The organism is Novosphingobium chloroacetimidivorans (genome assembly GCF_014204535.1).
GTDB classification, from domain to species: Bacteria; Pseudomonadota; Alphaproteobacteria; order Sphingomonadales; family Sphingomonadaceae; genus Novosphingobium; species Novosphingobium chloroacetimidivorans.
Genome location: NZ_JACHLR010000024.1, coordinates 1 through 25,261 on the forward strand (window position 1 = coordinate 1; position 25,261 = coordinate 25,261).

Annotated in this window: 26 protein-coding genes and 3 pseudogenes; 22 read left to right on the forward strand and 7 right to left on the reverse strand. The window is 61.5% G+C overall.

Going from position 1 to position 25,261, the window contains the following annotated elements:
- Positions 1 to 152 (forward strand): transposase (locus HNO88_RS18925; protein ID WP_184249446.1); only part of this gene is annotated, 152 nt, incomplete at its 5' end.
- A 307-nt stretch (positions 153 to 459) separates the two neighbouring features.
- On the opposite strand, the gene HNO88_RS23245 is transcribed toward HNO88_RS18925, so the two are convergent.
- The 7 genes and pseudogenes from HNO88_RS23245 to HNO88_RS18945 all read right to left on the reverse strand — a co-directional run bounded on the left by HNO88_RS23245 (position 460) and on the right by HNO88_RS18945 (position 5,257).
- Positions 460 to 678, reverse strand: coding sequence for a hypothetical protein (locus tag HNO88_RS23245; RefSeq protein WP_512698573.1), 219 nt, complete (start codon positions 676 to 678; stop codon positions 460 to 462).
- Positions 679 to 2,332: 1,654 nt separating this feature from the next.
- Positions 2,333 to 2,476: pseudogene (locus HNO88_RS23250) on the reverse strand (hypothetical protein); the annotation flags it as partial.
- A gap of 117 nt (positions 2,477 to 2,593) precedes the next feature.
- Positions 2,594 to 2,755, reverse strand: a pseudogene (locus HNO88_RS22415) (IS481 family transposase); the annotation flags it as partial.
- Positions 2,756 to 3,373: 618 nt separating this feature from the next.
- Positions 3,374 to 3,610, reverse strand: coding sequence for a hypothetical protein (locus tag HNO88_RS22895; RefSeq protein WP_184249449.1), 237 nt, complete (start codon positions 3,608 to 3,610; stop codon positions 3,374 to 3,376).
- Positions 3,611 to 3,906: 296 nt separating this feature from the next.
- Positions 3,907 to 4,241 (reverse strand): annotated as a pseudogene (locus HNO88_RS18935) (transposase); the annotation flags it as partial.
- Between the two features lie 134 nt (positions 4,242 to 4,375).
- Entirely contained in the window at positions 4,376 to 4,858 is a 483-nt protein-coding gene (locus HNO88_RS18940) for a hypothetical protein (protein WP_184249452.1), read from the reverse strand.
- A 63-nt stretch (positions 4,859 to 4,921) separates the two neighbouring features.
- Complete coding sequence (locus HNO88_RS18945; RefSeq protein WP_184249455.1) at positions 4,922 to 5,257, reverse strand: hypothetical protein; 336 nt, start codon at positions 5,255 to 5,257, stop codon at positions 4,922 to 4,924.
- 510 nt (positions 5,258 to 5,767) lie between these two features.
- Here HNO88_RS18945 and HNO88_RS18950 point away from each other — a divergent pair.
- The 21 genes from HNO88_RS18950 (at position 5,768) to HNO88_RS19050 (ending at position 25,164) form a co-directional block, all read left to right on the forward strand.
- On the forward strand, positions 5,768 to 6,016 hold the full coding sequence (locus tag HNO88_RS18950) for a hypothetical protein (RefSeq protein ID WP_246382078.1): 249 nt from the start codon (positions 5,768 to 5,770) through the stop codon (positions 6,014 to 6,016).
- Positions 6,017 to 6,086: 70 nt separating this feature from the next.
- Positions 6,087 to 6,371, forward strand: a complete 285-nt coding sequence (gene traL / locus HNO88_RS18955) for a type IV conjugative transfer system protein TraL (RefSeq protein WP_184249462.1) — start codon at positions 6,087 to 6,089, stop codon at positions 6,369 to 6,371.
- Between the two features lie 2 nt (positions 6,372 to 6,373).
- Positions 6,374 to 6,943 (forward strand): type IV conjugative transfer system protein TraE, encoded by a 570-nt coding sequence (locus tag HNO88_RS18960; protein ID WP_184249465.1) that lies wholly within the window; start codon positions 6,374 to 6,376, stop codon positions 6,941 to 6,943.
- Entirely contained in the window at positions 6,933 to 7,688 is a 756-nt protein-coding gene (locus HNO88_RS18965) for a type-F conjugative transfer system secretin TraK (protein WP_184249468.1), read from the forward strand. The genes HNO88_RS18960 and HNO88_RS18965 overlap by 11 nt, the downstream gene beginning before the upstream one ends.
- Positions 7,685 to 9,019 (forward strand): TraB/VirB10 family protein, encoded by a 1,335-nt coding sequence (locus tag HNO88_RS18970; RefSeq protein WP_184249471.1) that lies wholly within the window; start codon positions 7,685 to 7,687, stop codon positions 9,017 to 9,019. Before HNO88_RS18965 ends, HNO88_RS18970 begins: the two co-directional genes overlap by 4 nt.
- Before the next feature lie 15 nt (positions 9,020 to 9,034).
- Positions 9,035 to 9,865, forward strand: a complete 831-nt coding sequence (locus HNO88_RS18975; protein ID WP_184249474.1) for a DsbC family protein — start codon at positions 9,035 to 9,037, stop codon at positions 9,863 to 9,865.
- Positions 9,862 to 10,590 (forward strand): hypothetical protein, encoded by a 729-nt coding sequence (locus tag HNO88_RS18980; protein ID WP_184249477.1) that lies wholly within the window; start codon positions 9,862 to 9,864, stop codon positions 10,588 to 10,590. Before HNO88_RS18975 ends, HNO88_RS18980 begins: the two co-directional genes overlap by 4 nt.
- 6 nt (positions 10,591 to 10,596) lie before the next feature.
- Positions 10,597 to 13,164, forward strand: coding sequence for a type IV secretion system protein TraC (traC, locus tag HNO88_RS18985; protein WP_184249481.1), 2,568 nt, complete (start codon positions 10,597 to 10,599; stop codon positions 13,162 to 13,164).
- On the forward strand, positions 13,161 to 13,484 hold the full coding sequence (locus HNO88_RS18990) for a hypothetical protein (protein ID WP_184249483.1): 324 nt from the start codon (positions 13,161 to 13,163) through the stop codon (positions 13,482 to 13,484). Before traC ends, HNO88_RS18990 begins: the two co-directional genes overlap by 4 nt.
- Positions 13,481 to 14,068, forward strand: coding sequence for a TrbI F-type domain-containing protein (locus HNO88_RS18995; RefSeq protein WP_184249486.1), 588 nt, complete (start codon positions 13,481 to 13,483; stop codon positions 14,066 to 14,068). The genes HNO88_RS18990 and HNO88_RS18995 overlap by 4 nt, the downstream gene beginning before the upstream one ends.
- Positions 14,052 to 14,594: a S26 family signal peptidase gene (locus HNO88_RS19000; RefSeq protein WP_184249489.1), complete on the forward strand. Its 543-nt coding sequence runs from the start codon at positions 14,052 to 14,054 to the stop codon at positions 14,592 to 14,594. The genes HNO88_RS18995 and HNO88_RS19000 overlap by 17 nt, the downstream gene beginning before the upstream one ends.
- Positions 14,591 to 15,244 carry a type-F conjugative transfer system protein TraW gene (gene traW / locus HNO88_RS19005; protein WP_184249492.1) on the forward strand — a complete coding sequence of 218 codons (654 nt, stop codon included), beginning with the start codon at positions 14,591 to 14,593 and terminating at the stop codon, positions 15,242 to 15,244. The genes HNO88_RS19000 and traW overlap by 4 nt, the downstream gene beginning before the upstream one ends.
- Positions 15,241 to 15,540, forward strand: coding sequence for a hypothetical protein (locus HNO88_RS19010; RefSeq protein WP_184249494.1), 300 nt, complete (start codon positions 15,241 to 15,243; stop codon positions 15,538 to 15,540). Before traW ends, HNO88_RS19010 begins: the two co-directional genes overlap by 4 nt.
- A complete protein-coding gene (traU, locus tag HNO88_RS19015; protein ID WP_184249497.1) occupies positions 15,533 to 16,546 on the forward strand; it encodes a conjugal transfer pilus assembly protein TraU in 1,014 nt (337 codons plus the stop codon). Before HNO88_RS19010 ends, traU begins: the two co-directional genes overlap by 8 nt.
- Positions 16,547 to 16,685: 139 nt before the next feature.
- Positions 16,686 to 16,835: a hypothetical protein gene (locus HNO88_RS19020; RefSeq protein ID WP_184249500.1), complete on the forward strand. Its 150-nt coding sequence runs from the start codon at positions 16,686 to 16,688 to the stop codon at positions 16,833 to 16,835.
- Complete coding sequence (trbC, locus tag HNO88_RS19025; protein ID WP_184249503.1) at positions 16,835 to 17,578, forward strand: type-F conjugative transfer system pilin assembly protein TrbC; 744 nt, start codon at positions 16,835 to 16,837, stop codon at positions 17,576 to 17,578. The genes HNO88_RS19020 and trbC overlap by 1 nt, the downstream gene beginning before the upstream one ends.
- Positions 17,578 to 19,440, forward strand: a complete 1,863-nt coding sequence (locus tag HNO88_RS19030; RefSeq protein WP_246382079.1) for a conjugal transfer protein TraN — start codon at positions 17,578 to 17,580, stop codon at positions 19,438 to 19,440. The genes trbC and HNO88_RS19030 overlap by 1 nt, the downstream gene beginning before the upstream one ends.
- Before the next feature lie 61 nt (positions 19,441 to 19,501).
- On the forward strand, positions 19,502 to 19,834 hold the full coding sequence (locus tag HNO88_RS19035; RefSeq protein WP_184249506.1) for a hypothetical protein: 333 nt from the start codon (positions 19,502 to 19,504) through the stop codon (positions 19,832 to 19,834).
- A complete protein-coding gene (gene traF, locus HNO88_RS19040; RefSeq protein WP_184249509.1) occupies positions 19,834 to 20,658 on the forward strand; it encodes a conjugal transfer protein TraF in 825 nt (274 codons plus the stop codon). The genes HNO88_RS19035 and traF overlap by 1 nt, the downstream gene beginning before the upstream one ends.
- A complete protein-coding gene (locus HNO88_RS19045) occupies positions 20,658 to 22,106 on the forward strand; it encodes a conjugal transfer protein TraH (protein ID WP_246382072.1) in 1,449 nt (482 codons plus the stop codon). Before traF ends, HNO88_RS19045 begins: the two co-directional genes overlap by 1 nt.
- A gap of 4 nt (positions 22,107 to 22,110) precedes the next feature.
- Positions 22,111 to 25,164, forward strand: a complete 3,054-nt coding sequence (locus HNO88_RS19050; RefSeq protein WP_184249511.1) for a conjugal transfer protein TraG N-terminal domain-containing protein — start codon at positions 22,111 to 22,113, stop codon at positions 25,162 to 25,164.
- The last annotated feature ends 97 nt before the right edge of the window (positions 25,165 to 25,261 follow it).

The window sequence follows — 25,261 nt, forward strand, 5'->3', positions numbered from 1 at the left end:
GTGACCGCAACCGCATCGAGCGCATGTTCGGCCATCTTAAGCAGTTCCGCCGCATCGCCTCCCGATACGACAAAACCGCCCTGTCATTCGCCAGCTTCCTGAACCTGGCTGCAATCCGCAAGTGGTTGCCGAACTTTGTCAACACGGCCTAAGACGACGATGAGAACGATCTTCAAAAGCTTCCTCTCCTGCGTTCTCGCTTAGGTCCGCGAGAATGCTGGCACACTACTGGAGTAGAGAAGCATGCCCTTTGCTATCAGGAGTTCGCCAGCCTACAGCACCGCGCCCGGTTCACTGTCGAGCGAAGGGGGCGAAAAGCGCTCAAAGCCATCCCGGGCGCGACCTATGACGATCATGTTCTACCTATCGAAATCGGTTGGTAAGCCTCAACGACTTGCTTGCGCTGGTGACACCTGTCGGCCCCGAAGGGGAACTAAACATCATTGATGGTCGGGGCGTCTAATCGATGGCAGTAGGGTGGCGTAATCCCGACGCGCATCCTGCGAACTTCCGGCGGTGGATAATGGATCGCGCTTCTTTGCCTCGACTGAAGTCAGTCATTATGTAGACGATGCCTGCGCAACTCTCGCAACGCATCATCTCTCCACGATGTCTCCAACCTTCTTCGATGGAGAGAAGTTGCCACTCCCTTCCAAGTTTCACTTCAAGCTGATTCATTTCGGCCCTGCATTATAGCTCGCATTCGGAGGCCATAGCGCAAAGAGCTAAATACTCGGTTAACAACCGGGTAACCATAGATGAATGCATGGGATTGCATTCTGGGCGCTCTTCAGGCTCACCCGTGCGAGGGTCAGTCGGCTGCTATCTATGGGGCGCGTTCTCGGCCGCTCGCGGTTCAAGCGAAACTGAGTGTTTCCCCATGACGCTGGCTCGCGCGCGTTTGGAGCGCGCTCAACTTTCTCGCGACGCTTTTGGTAGTCTCGCTTCCTTGTCCGCGATACTCCGCGCTTAACTCAAGCTCACGTATTTGCCTATCTCATCGACTAGAAGTGGTTTGCTTTGGCGTGGAACTTCAACTCTTGGGCGAAAAGAGGAAGCGCGCCCGTGATTAGCGCAAGGGGAGCGACATGCTTCGCGCCAGCATCGAAAATCGAACCCATAGCGCCCGCTAAGATGCCCGCTGCTACTGACACAGGCGTGAGAGTGTGAGCGCATAGTAGTTGCGCTAGCATTCCCGCGAGCGGATTCGAGCTTATCGCTTATTTCTTGGCACAACAACCGCCGCCGTTGATCATCAATCTGCGACATCGCCGGCCCCTTCCCCGCTCGTCGCAAACTACTTACACGATGGGCTGATCTCGGCAAGCAGAAGCTGGTTCAGCACGCGAGCGAGCTGGAGGATGATTCTACCGGCATTGCAGCCATCTTGCGGACCATCGCCGCCGATGTCACTAACGATTTCAGCCAAGGTAGCAGAACTGCTAGGGTTGGCTTAGTTGGGGTAAAGTGGCGCCGGTGTTCTTATACCTACCAAGCAGCTTCATGATTGTCGGCTGCGTTCTGATGGTCATCGCGGTTTATAGCTTGCTCAAACGGCCAACGACCGGGAACGACAATGGGGCCGGCGACTGCATCAAGAATTTCGGCATGAAGTTTCAAACCTCGTCTCCTGTCGTCCGCGTTCTGATCTTCGGTGTTGGTCTGTTCGTATCTCCTGCCACTAACTATTTGGGTCGATCCAAGCAGGGGAGAGAACGCGAAAGCTTAAGCAGAGGAGAGCGTCTCATCAGCGGGGGCAGCGAACGGTGACGCCACCGACAGTTCGTCCGAAACGGTTGTCACTGATGGCATGTATGCGCCCGACCCGCTCGTGACGGGATGTCTCGCAGCCTTCCCCAACTCAGACGCCGTAGCCGAAGGCCGCTTAAGGGGACAGTTGACCGAGGGAGCCTACACGATCAAGGCTGGCAGTCCATGTCGTTGCGTGTGCCACAACTGCCACCTTCGAGAGGTCGATCCACTACTACGGCTGTAAGACGCTCCACTTCCCCCTTTTTGCAGTTAAAAAGCGCCTTAAGGCGGCTGGTAATTTCGCAAAAGCAGAATGTGATACCTTACAACAACAAATTCATAATAGATGTGGCCTCTTAGCCTCGATTAGGAATAGGTGAAGATCATAATTAGAACATTACGCTGATGCGAGGCTCATCGGTTACTGGAGTTAGCATGATAAACATCCATGTTCGTGCCCCTGCTTGCCCTATGAGCGCGTTCCTGAGTGGCAGCCCGAACCTGATTCGGTTGCCTACACGCCACCCGTAAATGACGAAACTTTGGTGGATGCACCCAACGCGCCTCTAGAGTAAGTCGATCAATCGAGCGCGTCCGGATGAGAAGGCGACAAGAGCGTATCGGCATCACAGCAATCTGCTTTGCCCTTGCGGTGCGTGACGCTCGGTTGGTGCACCCCCGTGAAATCTTTGACGATGTAGACAGGACCATGGCAGCTTGCGCACCGCTTCGGTTCGCCGCCGAACCGCCATCAATCATCGACTGACGCGTGCCGCCATACTCCGTCAATCTCAATCTCAAATAATTCCATGACTTTGCCCGACGACCCGGAAGATCGTCTGGTCCGTACGTCGGCAGTCGAGGACCGCTTCTTCCACCCGGCGATCGTCTTCTGATTGACGCCATGGCGCTTGGCCAGCGCTCTCATGCTCTCTTGAATATGCCGTGTCGCTCGACGCACTGCTTCAGTCGTTCTGGCGCTCCCGTGGAGTACCTGCCACAAGGTGCTTCCTTCCACTCGATCGTGGATATTGCATCATCACAGCTTGGGATCAAACAATCAGAAGCTGAACGTCGAACGCGCGCGCGTAGATCGCGGGGAGGTGTTCTCCTGTCGCGGAAACGCTCAGATGAGCGCGCTAATGACCCTCGTAGCATGTGCGTTGTGGTCCGGGCGTGCAGTCCACTAGCCGCGGTCCGCGCGGGATTTTGCGCCGTCGCGGGAAGTGACCGAACATACGTCCACCCGGGTACAAAGTTGAGTGCACCGTGTGACAGTTTACCGCCGGTAAACTGTCACAGATGACAAAGCGCTATGCCCGGTATCACAAACGGCGATGAAGGATTCACAAGATTCTGCCTTTGTGCTTAACTCGTACTCACTATGTACACACACCAGAACTCAGCACGCACGCAGAGCCGAAGTTGGTCGCTACCAGCTCTGCTTGATCAGATCGCCAGTGTCAGCACACGTCCCAGGTATGCGTTCATGCTCCTCAACCTCATAGCAGCGGTCGCGGACGCGAAAGGGAGCGCGGGGCCATACGTGTCACATCCTGGTGGAACCGTTCTGCTGCGAGATTGGCTATGTGATGCGCTTGTACCGATGGCACAGCGAGACTCAAAGCGGCGCGCGATGACCGTCAGAATTTGTGAGGAGCTGGGACTGCCTGAACACCCAGCGACCAGAGGGGCGGGCGCTCCAGCAGCAGTTGATGATGAGGTGCGGGCGCGCGTACGCGCAGCAGGCAAGGCAAATCTGAGCCGCGCCGTTACCGAGCTTGTCAAAGGCGGTCTGCTTGAGCGGCACTACGAAGGCTACCGTGTCGACCACAAGAACAGGGGTGCGCAGCGCCACGCGGTTTACACCCTCGCAGGTTCCGCTCGCAATCTTTTAAGTGGCCACGCCAATAACGGTCGCGGTGTCAGCCGTCAAAATGAGCTCCCGTTCCACTAGGTGCAAGCGCTTGGATGGCAAACCGTCACCGAAGCGCTCGGCGAGTGACCCATCCTCCGCCGCGTAGCTCATTGCTCGACTAGATGATCGATCAACCGCGAATAGAGGCGGCTCTAAGTTGATCGCGTATCAGAGGAGGTCGCGTACATCATGCCTTCCGCTCAAGCCCGGTCAATATTTTAGCCCTCCCGGTCCAATACAGGCGCGAACGCCCCCTTTGCGGGGAGAAATGCTCGGATGCGATCGGCATCGAAGGGCTTGTCCGCCAGCAAAATTGTTCCCGCGCCAACGTGATAGAGCAGATTGTCAGCGGCTTGACCGTCATGGCTTCGCCCGGCCGTCAGGCTCGGCTGGATCGGGAGCCCTTGTCCATCGACGACCGCGTGGATTTTGGTTGTAAGCCCGCCCCTGGAGGGATCGAGACAATGATCTTGATCCTCCCTTTTGCCGTCGCGGCCTGCTAGTGGGCACGAACTGAAGTACTGTCGATCATCTAGATGTCGCCATCGTGAGCGGAGGGTATGGCATCCACGTGCTTTACCGCACAAAAGCCGCGGGATGACAGGTCCCGAGTGGCGGCTCAGTTACACGCCAGGCCGATCGCCGCCGATCTACAAATGATCCACGGGTTGATGGTGTCGTCCGGCGAGGGCAGTCCCCCGTTTGTCATTCGCTCGCGTTCTGATCCAGGACAAATCTCTCTAGGTTTCGTCGATGTTGTTCGACGACCAGTCCTCGGATTTTGCGGGCGATGATTCCGTACTGATCCTTGATCGGCATGAAATCTCCTCCTAAGGCAGGTAGCGTCTCCCGCATAACGGCGATTAGCTGCGTGGTTAGGTCATACATCACAGTGCAATGATCTGTGAAGTAGAACTCGGCCTCACCAAGGCAGCTGACGATGAATGCAATCCGATCCGGATCCAGCCTCAGGTGATGTATCAAAAGAGCCTGTTCTTCGCCGGGTACATGACCAGACTGCAGCCGCTTTCTGACAGTCTTATGCTTTATGCCTGGAGTGTGCCTTAGTGAGATTGCCCTGATATTCTTTCGATCCATTTCCATCAGGATGATCTTGCAGATAATCAACCGGTGCGCTTCGATTTGCGCGCCTTGAGGCGATTCGAGCGGTATCTTCTCCAGGAACATGCAGCGGCCCCCCGACCATAACCATGCTAAGGCATGGCTGATCCGATCGTCTTCATCTTATGTTCACCTCGGCCCGATGGTCAAGGGGGGAAGTTCGCTCCACGCAAGGCACACGTAAGCGACCAATTCGCGCATTGTGCAGTGCCTACCTACCGCCTCGGATAGAGCCGCCCTCATGCGGTTGGGGCGATCTCCCACATCCGTAAGGCGCAGAAACAACTTGATGTCGCCGGTCAGGGACGACATTGCCTTCAGCTCTTCTATGATCGGGAGATTCAACGGGTCATCTTGCTCAAGGAAAGTCTGCACAAGGCCGTTGATGGACTCGAACCTTCGATTGAATATGGAAACCCGGGCGACAGAGCCGATCACGAGCCGAAAAAGCTCTTCGCTGATCATTAGTTGCGTTACATTTCGTTTTGTCATGTCGTTGCGCGTCCCTGGCGTCCCTGGCGTCCCTCTCCATCTCAGCTGAGCGCAGCGGATGCGGGGATCGTTATCGGATTGCCGCGCGCACGCCTCAAGCCATCGCTTCTGTCAACCCCACTGTAGAATGGGCGGACGTGGGAACTCCCGTTTTCGGGAGCATTTTTGTGTGCACTCTAGCACTAAACTCCCGAAAGCCGGAGCGCCGATCCCGACAACGGGAGTGTAGGTCGTGAAAAGGGGAGCGGCCGTCTGTAATTTAGGAGAACCGCTCCCATAAAATGGAGTAAAGTCGGTTTTTTCGGAACCTACTCACAATTGAACTTGCCAAAATAATTTCAGTTTCTTCTCATCTGGTGGACGCGGGAGCGCGTCAATCCAAACAATATTGGGAAGAACCTAATGAGCACGCTGAAACTTAAGAATACCGTCAAGGAAGCTGGCAGTTCGCTCGCTTTTGCGACGGGAATCGCCGTGGTTGCCATGGCACTCGGCGCGGATGTCGCTCTGGCCGGTACCGATGCCACGTTCGACACGGCGCTGACCAAGTTCACCGACTTTCTCGAGGGCTCCGGCGGCAAGATCATCACCGTCCTGTCCCTCGCCGGTGGCGTCGTGGGCCTCGCTTCGGGTCGTTTCTCGCTCAGCCAGGTCGCAATCCCGGTGGGCGTCGGCGTCGGCGCGGGCACCGGCATCCCGATCGTCACGTCGACCGTCACCGCCACGATCTGAGCGGGTCATTCTCTTGGAGCTGGCCGTACCAGTCCCCTCGGCCAGCTCCATTCTCTGACGGCGGTGTTACATGGACCGTTACACTATCCCGAAGCATCTCGACGATCCAGAGCTGATCGGCTTTTGGACGTTAGATGAGTTCCTAATCATGTTCGTCCCATTCCTTTGGGGCGTACTCAGCCAGCACATCGTTTTTGGTCTCCTTTTAGCTATTGGCGCCTGGTTTCTGTATCGCAAAGCAAAAGCCGGACGCTCGATGTCATGGATCCTTCATGCGGCGTACTGGCATCTTCCGGGTAGCTTCTTCGGTCTCAAGGTAGCGCCGCCGTCCCATGTTCGAGTGATGGCAGGCTAATCATGGATATCACGCACGCTCATCTGTCGTCGCAACGTGTGCTCAAGCAGCGCAACATGCTGGCGATCGTCGCGGTGGCATTGGCTGCCGTCATCCTCATCCTGTTCACGATGGCTTCGACGCGCGATCGTGAGATTGTGCTGCAGCCTATCTCGCGCTCACCGCTGACACTTAGCAGCGCGGGCGTGTCGCACGAGTACCTCGAGATGGTGACGAGAGACGTGGCGCTGCTTGCGCTTAATCGCTCGCCCGAAACGCTGAAATACTGGATGGACAATATTCTTGAGGTCACTGACCCGAGCAGCCGCGGCGCTCTGAAGCGTGATCTCCTCAAGATCGTCACTGAGCAGCGTGGATCGCAGATCACGCAGTTCTTCACGATCAACTATATCAGGTCTGACCCCGAAGCACTGACCAGCGAGGTAGTCGGTGTTCTTCATACGGTCGCCGGCTCCAAGGAAGTCACGGCGCAGCCCAAGACCTTTCGATTCACATGGACCTACACCGGCGTGTCCCTGAAGCTTCTCGGCTTCGGCATCGTCGAGAAGGTGGAGAAGACCGATGCCGATTAGCTCTTGCGGACGCCGCCTGACCACAGGCGCTCTGGTAGTGGTCGCGCTTAGCGCATCGATGTTGCCTGCGTTCGCCGCCGATCAGAACCTGATCGCCGCTGATAACGGTGAGGTGCGCTGCACGGCCTCGATGCGGGACCTCACACGCATCTCGCTCAAGGACGACGAGTTCGCGTCGGTGTCCAAGGTGTCGACGGGTATCGCGACCGAGGACTTCTCGGTCGTCAACGAGCCGGTGCGCGGCGATATCTACCTCTCGGTTCCAGATGGCTTCTCGCGCAACGCTGTCTCGTTCTTCGGCACAACCCGCAAGGGTTTTGTCTACAAGTTCGTCTGCTCCGTTGCCGGCGACGAGGCCGTGCAGGTCTTCATCGCCAATGCGGATCTTGAGAACCCTGCCAAGGCGGCCGCCGCGATCCCTGCCTCGCTTTCGGCCAAAGACGGCGCCGTGCGCCTGGTCAAGGCGATGTACGAGCAATCGATCGTCGAGGGCTTCGAGATTCGCCAGCGGGTCCTAGCCCCCGTTAATGTGGGCGCTCTGCGCGTCCAGGTCATCGGTGAGTACCGCGGACCGCAGCTGACCGGCAAGACGCTGCGGATCGAGAACAAGGGCTCCAAGCCCGCCACTCTGACCGAAGAGAGCGTGAGCTCCTGGGCGATCGCGGTGAGCATCGCCAATCCGAACCTCAAGCCTGGCGAGGCCACCACCGCCTATGTCGTGCAGGCGACCGGAGAAGACCAATGAACCTTTTCAAGCGCAAGCAGAAGAACCTCGACGCGGCAGAAGGCGCGGAAGAGGGGGGTGAGCTCGCGGTGAATGAGGCGGCGGCCAAGCGTCAGAAGCTCGCGCTCTACGGCGGCGGCGGGGTCCTCGCGGCAGTAGCGATGGCATGGATCCTCGCTCCGTCAACCGATCCCAAGGACGGTAAGCTCGCCGACGGCGGTGACAAGTCGGAGGTCAAGGTATCCGCCCCCGATCTGGTCAACCGCAACATGTCCGAAGCCGAGTGGATGGCGCGCTCGGAGGGCGAGATGGTCTCGTTCAACAACCAGATCAAAGGTCTTGAGGGGCAGAGCAAGCAGCTGGAAGGCATGCAGGCCCAGATCCAGGCGCTGCAGGCCGAGAAGTCGGCGATGGTGGACGATGGCACACGGGTCCTCGGCGCCTACGAGCAGGAGAACGAACAGCTCAAGGCCCAGCTGGCGGAAGCCAAGCGCGCCCCGGCTCCGGGTCCCACCGGGTTGTACGGGAAGGGCGCGCCCGCGACGTATAACGCCAGCGGTGTGGCACCGGGCTCGCCGCTGGCAAACGGAGGCGCGGCGTTGCCGCTCACGCGCAGCAACGAGATCAAGCTTGTTTCGTTTGAAGGCGGCACAGGTGGCGGCACCGGCAACCGGATCGCGCCCTCCAAGGCGACCAGCTACACCGACAGCCCCAACTACCTGCCGCCTAACTCCATCGCACACGCGACGGTCGTTGTTGGCGTCGACGCCGCCGCCAACGTGAAGAGCCAGGCCGATCCGCTTCCGGTGGTCCTGCGCATCACAGGCCCTGCGCGTTCGGTCTACTCGGACGGCAAGCTGCTGCGCACCCGGGTCGACGGCTGCATGGTCAACGGTGCGGCCCAAGGCGATCTCAGCTCCGAGAAGGTTTACGTCAAGCTGCAGCGGATGACCTGCCCGCAGCCTGGTGGCCGGTTCGCGGTTAGCGAGGTCAAGGGCTTCGTCGCGTTCGGCGGCAAGACCGGCGTGCGTGGACGTGTGGTCAGCCGGGAGGGTGCGCTTGCGATGCAGGCCTTCCTTGCAGGTCTGGTCGGCGGCGCCGGCATGGCACTCAACACCGCTTTCCAGCAGCCGCTCGCCACCCTCGACGCCGACGGGGACGGTGGCATCAACCGCACGCCCAGCATCGGCAACGTCGGCCTGCGCGCCCTCGGCGGCGGTGCTCAGACGTCGGGCAAGAACGTCCAGGAATATCTCATTGAGCGGGCCGAGCAATATCAGCCGGTTATCGAGATGCCGACCGGGATCGGGGTCGAGGTCGTCTTCCTCGAAGGCGTCTTCATCCGCAACTGACGGGAGTAACGAGAGATGAAGCTTCTTCACAAGATCGCCGTGGGCACGGGGATCGCCGCCCTCGCAGGAGGCGTCGGTGCTTATGCGCAGGCGCCAGCAAGCGATACCGAGGTACTCGGACTGCTCAAGGCGCGGCTTCCCAAGACGCAGGTCGGCAAGATCGATTGCGCGCGCATCGGCTCGCTCTGTGAGGTCCAGGCCGGCTCGCAGTTGTTCTACACCGATCGGTCGGCCCGCTATCTCATCATCGGTCGTGTCTACGACATGGAAACGCGCCAGGATCTGACTGCCGCGCGGCTCCTCGAGATCAACCCGGACATGTTGCTGGGCGGCGCCGCCGCTGCAGGCAAGGCCGAGAGCGCCAACGCCGCGCCCGAAACCACCGATCCGGTGCAGGCGGGCCGCGGCCTCAAGAGGGCGGTCGCGCAGAAGGTTTCCCTTGCAGGGCTCCCCAAGAGCGGGGCGATCGAGTGGGGCAGCGGCGGCCCGACGGTCACCGTCTTCAGCGATTTTCGCTGCGGCTACTGCAAGGCGCTCCACGAACAGTTCCGCACCATGAACGTGCGGGTGATCGAGCGCCCGATCTCAGTGCTGGGCACGCGGATGATCTCCAACGCGGTCGTTTGCGCCCCCGATCGTCGCAAGGCTCTTGCCGACGCCTACGAGGGTCGCGACCTCGCCGCTTCGCGCAAGTGCGACACCACCGGCCTCGACGCCAATGAGAAGTTCGCGCGCGAGCATGGCTTCGATGGCACGCCGGTTGTCGTTCGCTCGGACGGCGCCGTCCTCCAGGGCTTCAGGCCCAAGGCGTTCCTCGAGACTTGGCTCAAGGGAGCGAGCTCGTGATCGCCGGATCGCCGCGCGCGAAACGCGCGCTCGCCATGACGGCCCTGCTGGGTGCTGCGGCCGTAGCCGGCTGCACCACGCTCGGGTCCAACATCAAGGGTGACTTCACCTGCGCTGCGCCCAATGGCTCGTGCGCGCCGTCCAGCACGATCGACGATCAGGCGATCGCGTCCATCCAGGACCGATCATCCGAAGAAGCCATGGTGCCTGCAGGTCCTTACGAGGTCGATGACGGCAATGTTCCGGGAATGCGGGTCGCGTCTGTCGAGGCGCCTCGTGAGCGCGGCCGCAGCGTACCGCGCACCAACGGGCGCGTGTTGCGTGTCGTCTTCCCTGCCTATGTCGACCGATATGGGCAGCTTCACGAGAAAAGCGCCGTACAGGCGGAGGTGGACGTCGGGCAGGTGCCGCAACTGGCCGCGCGTGCCTCGTCCGAGCGGATTGCTAGGGCCGCCGATGCCGGCTTGTTCGGTGCTGCGGAGAATGCTCCGGCATTGCTTGCGTTCGTGCCGCCTGCATCCGCGAATGTAGCGCCAGACAACGGCACACCGGCCTCGCCCCGGATCGCGGTGCAACTGCCTTCTTTCACGGCTGAGCCTGCTCCGGCACCTGGGAAGCCGGCGCCGGGACCGACGCCGATCGCTGCAATCAAGGAAGAGGTCGCCAGGAAGCTCGCGCAGAACGCGAAGCTCAAAGCTGCCGACTTCCCTGCCACGGTGGAGTGACCAGGCATGGCCGATATCATCCGACGCATGGTGGAGCTCGTCACCGGCGATACCAGCAAGCCTGAAGCGCATTCCAAGGCGCCCGAAGTGCCGATGCTGGCCCATTATCTCGGCTATCGCGCGTTCGATCCCAAGCGCGATCTTTTCTACCTGACCCGTTCCAAAGGCTTCATCCTGGAGCTCGCGCCGCTGATCGGCGCCGACGAGCGCATCGGCGACATCCTCAACACCGTGTTCTCGGACATCCTGACGTCCGGCACGCACTATACCGTGACTAGCTGGCCCTCGCCGCGTGTCTCCGAAAAGCTCGAGGGCTGGGTGCTGCCGCGGGTGCGCGCCGGAGGCGTTTTCGAGAAACTCGCACGCTATCGCCTCGATCTGCTGCGCAACGGCGCCTGGGCGACCCTTGCGACCGATGGCCCGTTCCACCTGCGCAACTTCCGCGTGATCTTCAGCGTGGGTGTTCCCGACTCCTCGGGCGCGTCGCTCGACGACCTCACGACGATGCGCCAGAGCCTGATCGCCGCGTTGGACTCGATCAACGTCCCGGCGCGGGTGCTGCAACCGGTCGATCTCATCCGGCTGATCGATGACGTGCTGTGTCCCACGACCGGCGCCGGAGACGACGCGCCCGAGTACAGCGCGCTCGATCCCATCAACGAGCAATGCGTGCGCCGCGACCTTGTGACGCTGGTGCAGAAGGACCGCATCCTGCTGCATGCGCAGGCGCTGCGCCCGAGCGGCGAGGACGTCGACGGCGTTCCCGAGATGCTCGAGTTCCGGCCCGAGCAGTTTGACGTGCGCTCGATGTCGGTGCGCTACTTCCCCGATCGCTGGGCGCCCTGGGACACCCAGAAGATCATCGGTGACATCTTCAACGCCAAGCTCAACCTCCCGTGCCCGACCCTGCAGACGATCTCGGGCATCGTGCCCGATACCGAGACCTCCTCGACCAAGGCCGGGTTCAAGTTCGCGCGCACGCAGGCGTTGTCGGAAGGGAAGGGCGCCAAGCTGCGCCCGGAGCTGCGTACTCAGGCCGCCGAGTGGGAGCGGGTGCAGCAGGAGGTCAGGACCGGGCAGAAACTGCACCAGGTCTACTACTCTGTGACGATGGTCTCGCCCAAGGGCCTTGGCGATATCAACGAGCGCACCATCAAGGCGATGTACAAGGCGGCCGGTTGGGATCTCATCGACGAGACCTACCTGCACCTGCCGTCATTTCTCGCGTCGATGCCGTTGCTCCTGGCGGACGGGCTCGCCCCCGACCTCAAGCGCATGAAGCGCTTCCGCACGGTACTTTCGTCCAACGTCGCCTCGATGGCGCCGATGCAGGGCGAGTATGTGGGTGGCCATATACCGCACCTGATGTTCGTCGGCCGGCGCGGTCAGCCTCAGTTCTGGAGCCCGTTCCAAAACGCTGCCGGCAACCACAACGTCGCGATCGTCGGCAAGTCGGGCTCGGGCAAGTCGGTGCTTCTGCAAGACCTCACCGCAAGCTTTGCCGGCGTCAACGCCAAGACGATCGTGATCGACGATGGCCGCTCGTTCGAGCACATGGCCAAGGCGCTGGGCGGTCGTTTCACCGAGTTCCGGCTCTCGTCCGGCATCTCGATCAACCCCTTTCGCATGATCGATCCCGACATGTCGGAGAGCGACGAGGACTACCTCGTCGACTGCATGGCGATGCTCAAGGCCATCATCGCGCAGATGGCCCGTTTCGAGGATCGTCTGAACGACACCGAGCGCGGCCTGATCGACCAGGCCGTGAACACGGTGTGGGACCGGCATGGCCGCGACGGCACGATCGATGCAATCATCGAGACGCTGCAATCGACCGGTCACCCGTTCGGTCAGGACCTCGGCACGGCGCTGCTGCCGTTCGCCAGCACGGGCACGTTCGGTCGGTTCTTCCTGGGCGACAACAACCTCGACCTCTCGGCCGACCTTACCGTTTTCGAGCTGTCCGATCTCGCGACCCGGCCTGAGCTGCGCGGCGTGGTGCTGACCTCGATCATGTTCGTCGCCTCGCACACCATGCGCAAGATCGATCGCTCGATCCCCAAGGCACTGCTGATCGACGAGGCCTGGCAGATGCTCAAGGGCGGCGCCATGGCCGAGTTCGTCGAGACCTACTCGCGCACATGCCGCAAGTACGGCGCCTCGCTCATCACCGCGACGCAGTCGATCAACGACTACTACCGCTCGGAAGGCTCCCGCGCGGCATTGGAAAACTCCGACTGGTTTGTCCTCCTCCAGCAGAAAGCCGAGACGATCTCGGACTTCCGCAAGTCCGATCGGTTCGAGATGGACAACTTCACCGACGCGCTGGTCCGCTCGCTCAAGCGCAACGGCACGGAGTATTCCGACCTCCTCATTCGCGGTCCAGACACGCAGGCGGTATGCCGGCTCGTGCTCGATCGCTTCTCGGGCACGCTCTACTCCTCCAGCCCCAACGTCTTCGCACGGATCGAGGACCTCGTGCACGCCGGCTACTCGGTCGCCGATGCGATCGAACTCGTCGCCTTCCCCGACCGGATACCCGCGAACGACCAGCTGATGGAGGCGGCGGAATGACGACGCTACCCGCCATGCATGGTCACCCGCGGTGGCAAGGCTTCCTGTTAGTTGGCTTGCGCCTTGCTGGGTGGCTGGCCGTCAACGTGCTGTGCGCGCTGGGATGCCTGACGATCGTGTTCCTCGCGATCGGCAGCTTCACGGTGAGTGGCACCATGCTGCAGCTCGCCAATCTGAGCACTCGCTACGTCGCGGCCGATCTCGGCCGCCAGTCCGAGTTCAACACGATCCTGCTGGTGGGCGGCACCCTGTTCTTCTGCGCCACCGCATTCTTCCGCCGCGCCACCCTTGCGCGTGCGCTCCAGGAGCAAAACGGATGACCGACATGCCGCACATCGACGTTGACGATGCACAGGCGCCTGCCGCTTGCTCGCCGGAGCCCGGAGTAGGCGCCAAAGCGCCGCAGGCGCCGAGCAAGAAAAAGAGCGGGGTCTCGCCGGCTCAGGTACTCATGGTCGCGGCCGGGGTCGCCACTCTGGCCTGGGGTGCATGGATGACCCGCTCCGTCATGGACCTCCAGGCGACCGGCGAGCCGCAGTTCGTCAAAGTGCAGCTGCAGGGCCTGGTGGGCGAGTACATCAAGGCACAGGCGCGCTCGGCGACCGCTCCCGACAAGGTCTCGGCTGAGACCGGCGCGTTCATGGCCGAGCTGGATAAGGCGGTGAAGGGCCTATCTGCCGAAGGCAAGATCGTCCTCATCAACGAGGCGATCGTCGCCGGCGACGTGCCCGATGTGACCGAGGCCGTGCGCCGCCAGGTCTACGCGAAGGTCCCTGTGCCCAAGCAAGCCGCTGCTCAGGATGTCGAGAGCGCCATGCGCAACTACCTGCTGGGTGCCGGCGCGCCGGGGAACGCGGCCGCAAGCCTCGCTGCCAATGGAGCGGTCCATGGCCTTGGCAATTGAGACCGCAGCGGCGGCGCCGCGCCGGCGCCTCGGGTTTCGAGGAAAGATGGGCGGGATCGCGATCCTGCTTGCTCTCGGGCTCGGCTATCAGGCGCTGCGCCAATGGCACGACACGCACGCGGTGTTCATCAACGCTTCGGAGTCGCTGCCCAACTGGGCATTTCTCGTCGAGAGCGGTGAGTTCCCGGCGCGCGGCGACTACGTCTCCTTTACGCCTGGCAGCGATGCGCTGACCATCAAGCACTTCGGCTCGCCGCCCGAGCCGTTCATCAAGCAGGCCTATGGCGTTCCGGGCGATGTCGTGACGCATCAGGGCGCCGACGTGCTGGTCAACGGCAAGGTCGTTGCCCGAATGAAGCCATTCACCCGGCAGGGCGAGCCGTTGTTGCCTGGCCCGGTCGGCACCGTTCCGCGCGACTGCATCTTCGCCGCGACTTCGCACAAAGATGGCTACGACAGCCGCTATGCGCCGATCGGCTTCGTCTGCAATCGCCAGATCCTCGGCGTCGGGACACCGATCCTGTGAAGCTGCGCCTCGCCTTTGGCGCGCTCACCGCGCTCGCGATCGGGCCGGCGCTGCCCTCGCTCTCGCCGGCCGCGGCCAGTGACCTCGGCACATTGGGGCAGACCTGGCCGATCGCCGAGCCGGATCTCCTCGAGACCATGCATGCACGGCTCCTGCGCGCGCAGCAAACGGGTGAGCTCGACCGGATGAACCAGGAGTTTTCCGCCCGGGCGCAGCGCAAGGTCATGCGTCCTGATCCGGTTCCCGGGCTGAGCCATGCGCAGGAGCCGCGCGAGTGGGAGTACGATCCGGCGATAACCGTCGCCAACGACATTCGCGACGCAAAGGGCAACCTGATCGCGGCCCGCGGCGCAAGGATCAACCCCCTCAACCTAGTGGCGCTGCCGCGCAACCTCGCCTTCATCGACGGCGACAGTCCCGAGGAGCTGGCTTGGGCGGCGCGCCAGGGCAACGATGCCAAGGCCATGATCATCATGGTCAAGGGCTCACCCTTCGAGCAGATGAAGGCGCAGCAGCGCCGCTTCTACTTCGACCAGGGCGGCGCGCTCACCACCAAGTTCGGGATCCGGCACACGCCGGCGCTGGTGCGCCAGCGTGGCGACGTGCTCGTCGTCGGCGAAGTCGTGCTCAAGCGGGAGGCCGGCGTATGATCGCGCGTCTCAATGCGTTGCTACCCGCGCCTATGGCGGCTCCGGAGAGCCCCGGGCTGCGGACCGCAAGGATCCGCATCATCGTAGGGCTCGTCCTCATCGCGGGTTTGGTGGCGGCATGGGGGCCGCTCTACTCCGTGGTGGGCTTCCCTCTGGTAGCATTGTTGGCCGGCGCTGCCGGGATGCTGGCGGTCCAGGTGCCGATCTATCTCGCGGTGAAATCGAGCGCTGACGATGCCTGGCTAACGGAGTGCATCGAAGCCAATCGCGCCCGCGAGGCCGCGAACGATGCGTAAGCTGCTCCTGGTCCTCTTCGCGATGGCGTCATTCTGGCTGACCGCGAGCGCGGCCTCGGCGCAAGTGCCGGCGCGCTGCACGGGCAAGTTCGTGAACCCGATCACGGACGTGTGCTGGGGGTGTCTGTTTCCTCTCTCGATCGGGGCGCTGAAGATCTGGCCCTCGGACCGAGCGGATACCGACAACCCGAACTTGCCAATCTGCTTTTGCGGTTCGCCGATACCTCGCGTGGGTGTCGCTGCGGGGTTCTGGGAGCCGGTCCGCCTGATCGATGTCACGACCAAGCCGTTCTGCTTCCCCAACCTTGGCGGCGTGAAGCTGTCGCCAGGCTTCCAGGTCGGCAACGGCTATGTGTCGTCCTCTTCTCAGATCGGGGGCAGGGCGCAGAACACCGCCAAGTACCACGTCCACTACTACGTCTACCCGCTGCTCTACTGGATGGAGATCCTCGCGGATTTCCTGTGCTTTGAGCAGGCCTCGTTCGACATCGCCTACATGACCGAGATCGACCCGCTCTGGCAGGAAGATGCGCTCACCACTATCATCAACCCCGAGGCGGTGATCTTCTCCCACCCGCTCGCGCAGGCGGCCTGCGCGGCCGATTGCGTCGCCTCGACCGCCAAGCTGCCGCTTGACGCCCTGTTCTGGTGCTCGGGCTGCAACGGCTCGATGTACCCGATGAACGGCAACGTCGGCGCCAATGTCGGCATGGAGCAGTCCACCCGGCTCGCGGCCGAGCGGATGATCTACAAGATGCATCGACAGGGCCTGGCCTGGGGTACGATGGGCAGCAAGGGCCTGTGCAACAAGTACGTGATGCCCATCCTCAAGAAGCAGCAGTACCGGCTGCAGATGGTCAATCCCTCGCCGATGGTGAGCGGCCGTGAAGCCTGCGCACCGATCGGCACCAGCACGATCCTGCCTCAGACTGGGCGTGTGTATCCGGTGATCGGCGAGGACGTCGGCTACCTCCTTTGGCGCAAGCGCAACTGCTGCGTCCTCTAACTGGCTGGAGATACCTTATGACTTCAAAGACCACTTCAAGCCGTCTTTTCGCCGCCGGCATAGCGGTCGGTGCCGTCCTTGGTTGTATAATTCTGGCGTCGATCGCATTGCCCGTGATCTCGGCACTGGTTCGTTGATCATGCCGGGCATCGGCACCACTCGCTTGACCGAGACGATCTCCCTGGCGTTCCAGGCAGCAGGGATCTTGTTGGCGGTGCTCGGCATGCTCCTGAGCATGGCGGCCTTTCTGGTACGAGTCTTCGGCTTGTTGCCGGCCGGAGAGGCTTGATGGTGCGCAAGCATCTCTTGGCGATCGGCGGCGCGCTCGGGCTTGGTCTGGTGAGCGCGGGTCTGGCGCAGACCATCGAGGGTCTCGACCTAGGCGCCATTCAGAGCCGCGCGGTCGAGCAGGCGCGGGACGCTGAAGCGTTCCTCAGTGCCGTGTCCGATCGCGGCAAGGATGCACGCGACGAGGCTCGTCAGACGGTCGACGAGAGCCTGGCAGCGGTAAAGGCGATCGATCCGACCAAGCTTCCCAAGGTGGGGGAGGCCGGTGCGATCGACCTCGACGAGATGGTGAGCGGAGCACAAGGCTCGCTGGATAACCCGCGCTCCGCGCCACTGTTCATCGCTTTTGCCAGCCTCTCGATGCCGGAGGACTCGCTCAAGCAGATGATTGCGGATGTCCACAAGGCTGGGGGCGTGGTCGTTTTCCGAGGTCTGCCTGGCAACAACGGACGGATGTTTGCGGCCGCGATGCGCCGTGTCGTCTCGCAGGATGCGTCCGGCAACGTTGCGATCGATCCACGCCTCTTCCGTGCTTTCGATATCAAGGCTGTTCCGACTTACGTTGCGGTATCGACGGGCTTTACGCCGTGCGACGATTTCGCCTGCAAGTCACGGGTCCCGCCGTTCGATCGCGTGACCGGCAACGTCACTGTGCAGTATGCGCTCGAGAGTCTTGCGCAGGCGAAAGGGCCGGGTGCTCCGGTCGCCGGCGCCGCGCTCGCAAACCTAGTTCGGCATGATTGATGATGGCCGGCCGTCTATCCTTGTCGGGCGTCATGGTCGCTCTTGCGTCGATGGCGCTTGGTTGCGCCACTCCTGCCGCCGCGCAGGACCGTGCCGCGGCTGAAGCGCAAGCCCGTGATCTTGCCAAGGACATTCAGGCGATCGGCAAGGGGATCGTCACCAGCAATGGCTCGCCAAACACCGTGCCGGGATACCAGGGCACGAATGTGTCCGGGAGCGAGCTCCTGGACGATCCCGATCACCTGAGCTCACAAGGGGCGACTGCCGCAGCCGGTAGCGACGCCTATGCGACGATCGTCGATCCAGGCCGGCCGGAGTTTGACCCCACGACAATCGACATGTCGGCAGGGCAAGCCATCGAGACGAATCCTGATGCGTTTCTAGGCACGGGAACCCAGATTGGCGGGTCGCAGGGAAGCTGTGAGCCTCTTCCCCGGAGCGGGACCGAGGACTCGATCTATTACGAGACCTGCAACAAAGGCGACCAGATCATCAAGGTTCCGAAGGTCTGCACGTCGACGCTGACGGTCAGTTTCGATCGCGTTACGTCCTGGATCTACTACTCTGCTACGCAGGGCCCCTATGCATCGCGGGCGGTGCTTGAGCCTGCGATCGCGGACGGCACCTGCAAGAGCAAGGGCGCGTTCAACTACTGCACCGAGGTGAGCCAATACGGATATAGGCCCACGAGCGGCTGCAATCCCAACAACTTCTCGCCCGAAATATTCGAATGCACGCGCGAGATCGGCGGCATGACCGCGGCCGATCCAAGCACCTTCAACGGTGTCGTCAAGGCAACCGGCCAGTTCTGGGCGTCGAAGTCCGAGACCGTCAGCCCGCCAATCATCACGCGCAACGACGCGGCGTGTCCCTTTGCAACCAGCGAGGCGTGTGTGTCCGATGATCCAGAGGTTTGCACTAGCAGTGATCCCGAAACACGCATTATCGACGGCGTATCGGTGACACAGCCTTGTTGGGCCTGGAGCCGTCCGTTCACCTGCCAGGAACGTCGACCGGGGCCCCCAAACGACTGCGCGGCTGTCCAGGCCAAGCCGGAATGCACGTTCGATCACGACGAATGCTTGAGCGCGGATCCCGATGGAACCTGCAGCGTGACCGACAAGGTCTATCGCTGCACGATACCTGGCGAGGAGGGTGAGCCCGATGGCGCCGCAATCTGCTCGGGCGATCTCTACTGCATCAATGGCGAGTGCACCCAGATAGAGCGACAAGCCTCGACCGAATTCAAGGACGCGATGGTCGCGGTTCAGACGCTGGGCCAGGTGCGGGACGACTTCAACCCGGACGATCTCACGCTTTTCGGCGGGGAGAAGGCAGGTTGCCATAAGCCAGTGTTCGGCCTGGTCAACTGCTGCGCTGGGAAGACCTCGGGGCTGCTTACGACGGCAACCGGTGCCGCGGCGCTTGCGAGTGGTCCCGCGGCCATTGCAGCGCTCGCGACGCCTTTCCTGACGATGTTCCTGTGCTCGAGCGAGGAGAAGCTGCTCGACGTGAAGGATCGCATGGGTCTGTGCCACTACGTCGGGACGTACTGCTCGGACAAGATCCTTGGGGTCTGCACCTCCAAGCGCAAGAACTTCTGCTGCTACCAGAGCAAGCTCGCGCGCATCCTGCAGGAGCAGGGTCGCACCCAGATCGGCAAGTCCTGGGGTACCGCCAAGAACCCCATCTGCAAGGGATTCTCGATCGTGGAGTTCCAGAAGCTCGATCTCTCTCAAATGGATTTCACCGAAGTCTACGATGATTTCATGGATGCCGCTAAAGTACCCGATGAGGTCCAGGCGAGCATCGATATCCAGAACAAGATCCAACAATACTACGAATTACATCAGGGGCCATGACGATATGAGAGGGCAGGGTAGTGGTGTGTCGAAGTTTCCTAACGGCAGGGCAGTATCGGACATGAGCGTCTTCGACCTCGCATTGGTGACTGCGATCACGCGTAGTCCCCCGCATCTGGGCGACGAGGGATTGGCGGCGTGCCTTGCCGACTGGTTCTTGCAGCCCGTCACCGTCCCCGAGATCCGCCTTGCCATGGATGGCCTTGTCGCCAGGGGCTGGCTCACTCCGAGCCCCAACCGCACCGTTCATGAGTGCATCCCGACGATGGAGTGCGTCGATCATGCCACCACGCTCTACGGCGGCTGCATCCGCATGCTCGATCGCGGGATGGGACTCTTGAACGTGAGACTGCTGAGCAACCTTTTCGATCGATATCTCAAAGGAGACTCGTGATGAAGAACGGCAAGTGGAAGCCCGTCGTCGCCGGGCTTGTCGTGATCTCCCAGCTGCTAGGTGTGAGTCTGCCTGCCGGCGCAGCGTCTGCGCAGGACGGTGTAGCCATGCCGCCGCCCGACGCGTTCTACTGCAAGGAGCGCAAGCTTGGCACCTGGTTCTACTGCGATGCGCCCAGGCCCGTTGTGGAGAAGGAGAACGCCGCAGCTGCCAGCGTGCCGGCGACGACGCGCCTGGCTGCAATCACCAAGCAGCTCGACGAGCTCAAGGCCAAGGCGATCCTGGAACCGACGCCCGACAATGTCGTCGCTTACGTGCGCTATCAGCGCGAACAGCTTGATCGTGCTTCCACATTCGCGGATGTCTGGGGCCGGTCGGTCTGGCAGAACCCGGAACTCGACTATACGCTCCAGCGCCCGGTCAACACGCTTGGTAAGCGTGCCTGGATGGACCAGCGCAAGTCTGATCGCAACGCGGTCATGGAAGGGCTCTCGCAGCGCTACGGGCTGTTTTACTTCTTCTCGTCGAGCTGCGGGGCCTGCGAGGTGTTTTCACCGATCCTGAAGAGCCTGGCGGACCAATACTCGATGTCGGTCCTGCCGGTCTCCATGGATGGTGGCCCGAACTCGGCGTTTCCGAGCTTCGTCACCAACACTGGTCAGTATGAGCGCATGGGGCTGAACGGCGGCCAGGTGCCCGCGCTCGTGCTCTTCGACAGCGTCACCAAGCAGCCGATCCCGATCGGCTACGGCGTCATGTCGGCCGACGAGGTCATGCAGCGCATCTTCGTCCTGACCAAGGTCGAACCCGGGAGTGACTACTGATGAGCAGAGATCGGCCCTGGACCCGGCTGCGGGTCTGGATCCGTGCTGCGATGCTCTCGCTTGCCGCGGGCAGCCTCGTCGTCTCGCCGATCGCCTCGGCAAGCGTCGGGTCCGAGATGCAGGACTTCTTCAGCGACGTCGGCGTTGCCGGCAACGTCACCGGTCCGGCGGCGTTCGAGGGACAGTCGGCCGGCTACTACACCGGGGGCTCGATCTACACCCGTGTGCCGCAAAAGAGCGTCAATCCGGTCAACCTGCAATTGCCGAGCGCGCGTGCGGGTTGTGGTGGCATCGACCTGTTCGCCGGCAGCTTCTCATTCATCAACACCGACGAGTTCGTCGCGATGCTGAAGGCGACTGCGAGCAATGCGCTCGGCTTCGCCTTCCAGCTTGCGATCTCGTCGATCTCGCCGGTGATCGCCACCAAGATCGCGGAGATGAGCCAGGCGGTCCAGCAGATGAACCAATGGCAGATGAACTCCTGCCAGATGGCGCAGCAGATGGTGGGTGGCCTGTGGCCCAAGAGCGACGCCACCGCTTCCTTCATCTGCCGCACGATCGGCAACGCACAGGGCAAATTCGCCGACATGGCACGCTCTAAGCAGGAGTGTGACAACGGCGGCAAGCGCAATCAGACGCTCGCTGGCAACAGCGATGACAAGGTCAAGGAAGCCAGCCCCAACAACTACACCTGGACGCTGCTCAAGCAGAGCTACCCCAGCATGGACGTGGAGATGCGCGAGTTCCTGATGACGCTGGTGGGGACAGTCATCTACAACCCAGCCACCAGCGGCGATGCTGGTCCTCAGTACACGTTCAAGGGCATCGCCGACGAGGGCGTCTTTTCCGCGATGCTCGACGGCACGGCCGCCCGCCCCGCCAAGATGCTCAAGTGCTCGGGCGATACCGACAAGTGCCTGAACGTAACGGAGGCGAGCCTCTCGATCTCCACCGCGCAGGCGCTGAAGCCGCAGGTGGAAACCATGATCCTCTCCATGATGGACAAGGTGAGGACTAACACCGCGCTCTCCAACAACGAGATCGGCCTGCTGGGTGCGACCTCGCTACCGATCTACAAGATGGTGACGGTGAGCGCGGCCTCGCAGTTTGGCGGCCTGTCTCCCGGTGAGGTCAGCGATCTTTCCGAGTACGTGGCTGTCGACATGCTTCAGGTGATGCTCGCCAAGTTCCATTCCGAGATCCTGCAGGGCGGCGCTTCGTTTCAGGGTCCGGACGTCGAGAGCATGAAGTCGTGGCGGGAGCAGATCGAGTTCGCCTCCACCATGGTCGAGCGTCACCGCCTGCGCGTCTCCGATCGCGTCAAGACGAACCAGGCGATCCTTGAGAAAACGATCTTCCTGGAGAAGACGCTGCGCAACAGCCTGTCACCCCAGATGACGGGCGCTCTCAACTTCTCGCGCGCGACCAGCGCCCATGGCCTGAGGTAAGCTCATGCTCGAAGTCTTCACGATCGGCGGCGGCGAGTACATCGTCAATGTCCTCAACGCGGTCGCGGCCTGGTGCGGGGGAGGGGGCTTTCGCTCCATGCTCCAGGTCGTGTTCGTGATGGGCTTGGCCTATGCGCTGCTGGTCGTGGCGTTCACGCTCGACTGGCGAGTGTGGTTCAAGTGGTTCATCTCCGCAAACATCATGTACATGTGCATGCTTGTGCCGACTACCAGCGTGAAGGTGACGGACCGGATCAACCCCGGCCTTGCTCCGGCCGTGGTAGACAACGTGCCGATCGGCCTCGCAGCCGTCGCCTCCTTCTCCAGCCAGGCAGGCGACTGGATGACACGAACGGCCGAGACCGTCTTCGTCATGCCGGCAGACCTCCAGCTGAGCACCAACGGGTTCATCTATGGATCGCGCCTCTACGATAAGACGCGGGAGTTTGGGTTTCGGGATCCGCGCCTCAGGACGAACCTCGAGGAGTACAACAAGCAGTGCGTGTTCTATGACATCCTGCTCGGCTTCAAGAGCCTCGACACCCTGGCGAATTCGACCGACATCCTGACCGATATGGGGCCAGGCTCGCCGGCTCGAGGCATGCGGTATGTCGAGCCGGATCTCTCGAGCCACATCCTGACTTGCCAGCAAGCCTATACCGAGTTGCGCAACGATGACATCCCGGCTGCCGTCAACTCCGACCTCACCAAGCTCGCCCCAGGCTTGTTCCCCGACCTCGCGCCGGCGGCGGCTCGAGCGAAGCTTGAAGCCGACATACCGGCTATCACCGCTGCCTTCCACGGCACAGGGCAAACGGCCGCCAACGTGTTCCAGCAGCGCTCGCTGGTGGATGCTTTCATGTCAGCGCGCGCCAACATGACCGAGGATGATGGCGACAGCTTCGCCGCGCTGCGGGCTGACCAGCAGGCGCGTAACACCTACGCCGGGATCGCCCAGCAGGCGATGACCTGGGTGCCGCTGCTCAACATCGTCTTGACCGTCGTTTTCTACGCGATGTTCCCGGTACTCTTTCCGCTGTTCCTCCTGCCCCAGACCGGCCCTGGGACGCTCAAGGGCTATTTCACGGGGTTCTTCTACCTATCCGCGTGGGGTCCACTCTACGTGGTGCTGCACATGTTTATTATGGGTCGCACGATGAGCTCGATGTCCGCCGTTGCGCCCGGTGGTCTTACCATGGGCACGATGGAGGGGATTGATGCCGTCAACGGTGACACCGCGACGATCGCCGGCTTCATGCTCATGTCGGTGCCGTTCATCGCGGCCGGTATGGCGCGCGGTGCGATGGCTGTCGCTAGCAACGCGACCTCGATGCTGGCGCCAGCGCAAGGCGCTGCTGAGGCGGCCGCGGTCGAGCAGACGACTGGCAACTACGCGTACGGGAATCTCAGCTACCAGAACATGACCGCTAACACCCGGCAATCGGATCAATGGACAACGGCGCCGAACCTTAACTACGGCGCCGGCGGTTTCCATCACCGCAACAATGAGGGCTCGATCGAGAACCAGTACGGCGACGCCTTTGGAAGCCACACGGTTTATGACACGACTGGTGCGATTTCCAAGCTGCCATGGTCCTATGAGGTCGGGCAGAGCGGTACGCGTGAGCTTCGCCAATCCGCTGCACAGCACTGGGAGGAGGCACGGGAGATCGGGCGTCGGCTTGAAGGCAGCACGTCCCATTCTGAGCGGCGATTCTCGGGTACCGAAAACTCGCACGTCACTGCGCGTGGGAGTGACGCTCGAGCGGGTGACACAACAACGATCTCGAACCAAAGGTATAAGGGAACTCAGGGCTCCCACGCAGAAGTAGGAGAGACCTCTCAGTCTGTCACGGATCAGAAGAGGGTTGGCTCTGGCTCCGGCTCCACCGACACTAACACGTATGCGAGCCAATACGGCACTCATATGGGCTTAGGAACAGGTCGAACTGAACGGGGCGCCGATGGTGGCAATGCTATTAAAGACGGCGCTTCATCAGATCCAGCTTCTTCCCCGTCCAAGGGTGGAAAGGGAGGCAAATCCCTGATTGGACAGGCAGCCGGTTTGCTGGGTGTAGAAGCGGGAGGGAATGTTTCGTTCACCACTGGTCGACAGAGGGCATTTAATACCAACACCTTCAACGACGAAAGCACGACATCTGACGATGCTGTTCGATCTTCGCAGCGAAACAGCCAAGAGCAGAACAATGGGACGAGAGATCAGCGTGATGATAGCCGTTCCAACAGCACCGGCACGTTCGCATCTGACACCCGCAGTGATAGTTCGAGATCTGGACATGAGCTATCGCAAGAAGAGCGAGAGTCGCTAAGTCAATCCAAGGCGGAGCATGAGCGCCGCGCGCGCATGCTTGATGAGCTTGCCAGCTATTCTGAGAGCAACGGTTGGCGCTTGAATGAAAACGCAATACCACTCATCCAACCAATGTACGAGGAGATGGCTGCGAAGTCAGCTGTCAAGTTGCCGCACATTGCTAAGGTAAATCTTACACCTAGTGAGCGCGATAACAGAGATCATGCGATCACCGAGATCATCCAGCGGATCGAAGGCGATACCACGCGCGACTTCCGTCAGGACCGTGGCGTTGGACAGCCGTTACCTGATGCGACTGCATCCATTCCAAATAAGATAGGAGGAGGTCTGGGTTCCCCCCAGAGTACCTTTCCCGAGGTAGGCAATACTGAAGGTTCCGCACGCGATGTTGCACGACAGCACGGTGTTACCGTCAAAAGCGACACCAATCTGAGTAACCTGAAGCGTGAAATGGTGGACGCAATCCCCGTCGTAGCTGCCGTCGGCCGCGTACTGGGCGTTCCTAACGTGGTCGTAACGTCTGGAAACGATCGCCGCCATACGCACGGAAGTCAGCACTACAAAGATGCTGCGCTTGACTTCCGCGGGAACGAAATCTCTAGAGAGGTCGGCGAGAGGTGGGAGCGTGACGTACAAGCACGCTTGGGCCCGTCATATTGGGTGGACTATGAGTACGATCCGAAAGAGCCGGCGAATCGGCACTTGCATGTGCAACGGCGGAGGTAGGTCTCGATGAGCTTGGTCGCGGCGGCATTCATTTTCGGTAGCGCTATAAGCCCGCGTTCCTTTGAGATCCGAGACATAACTCAGGTGGAAGTGCCGC

What these genes read in the sequence shown, in the direction of transcription:
- HNO88_RS23245 (WP_512698573.1), bottom strand. Translation starts at nt 678, where the DNA reads ATGAATCAGCTTGAAGTGAAACTTGGAAGGGAGTGGCAACTTCTCTCC.
- HNO88_RS18940 (WP_184249452.1), bottom strand. Translation starts at nt 4,858, where the DNA reads ATGTTCCTGGAGAAGATACCGCTCGAATCGCCTCAAGGCGCGCAAATC.
- HNO88_RS18945 (WP_184249455.1), bottom strand. Translation starts at nt 5,257, where the DNA reads ATGATCAGCGAAGAGCTTTTTCGGCTCGTGATCGGCTCTGTCGCCCGG.
- HNO88_RS18950 (WP_246382078.1), top strand. Translation starts at nt 5,768, where the DNA reads ATGGCACTCGGCGCGGATGTCGCTCTGGCCGGTACCGATGCCACGTTC.
- traL (WP_184249462.1), top strand. Translation starts at nt 6,087, where the DNA reads ATGGACCGTTACACTATCCCGAAGCATCTCGACGATCCAGAGCTGATC.
- HNO88_RS18960 (WP_184249465.1), top strand. Translation starts at nt 6,374, where the DNA reads ATGGATATCACGCACGCTCATCTGTCGTCGCAACGTGTGCTCAAGCAG.
- HNO88_RS18965 (WP_184249468.1), top strand. Translation starts at nt 6,933, where the DNA reads ATGCCGATTAGCTCTTGCGGACGCCGCCTGACCACAGGCGCTCTGGTA.
- HNO88_RS18970 (WP_184249471.1), top strand. Translation starts at nt 7,685, where the DNA reads ATGAACCTTTTCAAGCGCAAGCAGAAGAACCTCGACGCGGCAGAAGGC.
- HNO88_RS18975 (WP_184249474.1), top strand. Translation starts at nt 9,035, where the DNA reads ATGAAGCTTCTTCACAAGATCGCCGTGGGCACGGGGATCGCCGCCCTC.
- traC (WP_184249481.1), top strand. Translation starts at nt 10,597, where the DNA reads ATGGCCGATATCATCCGACGCATGGTGGAGCTCGTCACCGGCGATACC.
- HNO88_RS18990 (WP_184249483.1), top strand. Translation starts at nt 13,161, where the DNA reads ATGACGACGCTACCCGCCATGCATGGTCACCCGCGGTGGCAAGGCTTC.
- HNO88_RS18995 (WP_184249486.1), top strand. Translation starts at nt 13,481, where the DNA reads ATGACCGACATGCCGCACATCGACGTTGACGATGCACAGGCGCCTGCC.
- HNO88_RS19000 (WP_184249489.1), top strand. Translation starts at nt 14,052, where the DNA reads ATGGCCTTGGCAATTGAGACCGCAGCGGCGGCGCCGCGCCGGCGCCTC.
- HNO88_RS19010 (WP_184249494.1), top strand. Translation starts at nt 15,241, where the DNA reads ATGATCGCGCGTCTCAATGCGTTGCTACCCGCGCCTATGGCGGCTCCG.
- traU (WP_184249497.1), top strand. Translation starts at nt 15,533, where the DNA reads ATGCGTAAGCTGCTCCTGGTCCTCTTCGCGATGGCGTCATTCTGGCTG.
- HNO88_RS19020 (WP_184249500.1), top strand. Translation starts at nt 16,686, where the DNA reads ATGCCGGGCATCGGCACCACTCGCTTGACCGAGACGATCTCCCTGGCG.
- trbC (WP_184249503.1), top strand. Translation starts at nt 16,835, where the DNA reads ATGGTGCGCAAGCATCTCTTGGCGATCGGCGGCGCGCTCGGGCTTGGT.
- HNO88_RS19030 (WP_246382079.1), top strand. Translation starts at nt 17,578, where the DNA reads ATGATGGCCGGCCGTCTATCCTTGTCGGGCGTCATGGTCGCTCTTGCG.
- HNO88_RS19035 (WP_184249506.1), top strand. Translation starts at nt 19,502, where the DNA reads ATGAGCGTCTTCGACCTCGCATTGGTGACTGCGATCACGCGTAGTCCC.
- traF (WP_184249509.1), top strand. Translation starts at nt 19,834, where the DNA reads ATGAAGAACGGCAAGTGGAAGCCCGTCGTCGCCGGGCTTGTCGTGATC.
- HNO88_RS19045 (WP_246382072.1), top strand. Translation starts at nt 20,658, where the DNA reads ATGAGCAGAGATCGGCCCTGGACCCGGCTGCGGGTCTGGATCCGTGCT.
- HNO88_RS19050 (WP_184249511.1), top strand. Translation starts at nt 22,111, where the DNA reads ATGCTCGAAGTCTTCACGATCGGCGGCGGCGAGTACATCGTCAATGTC.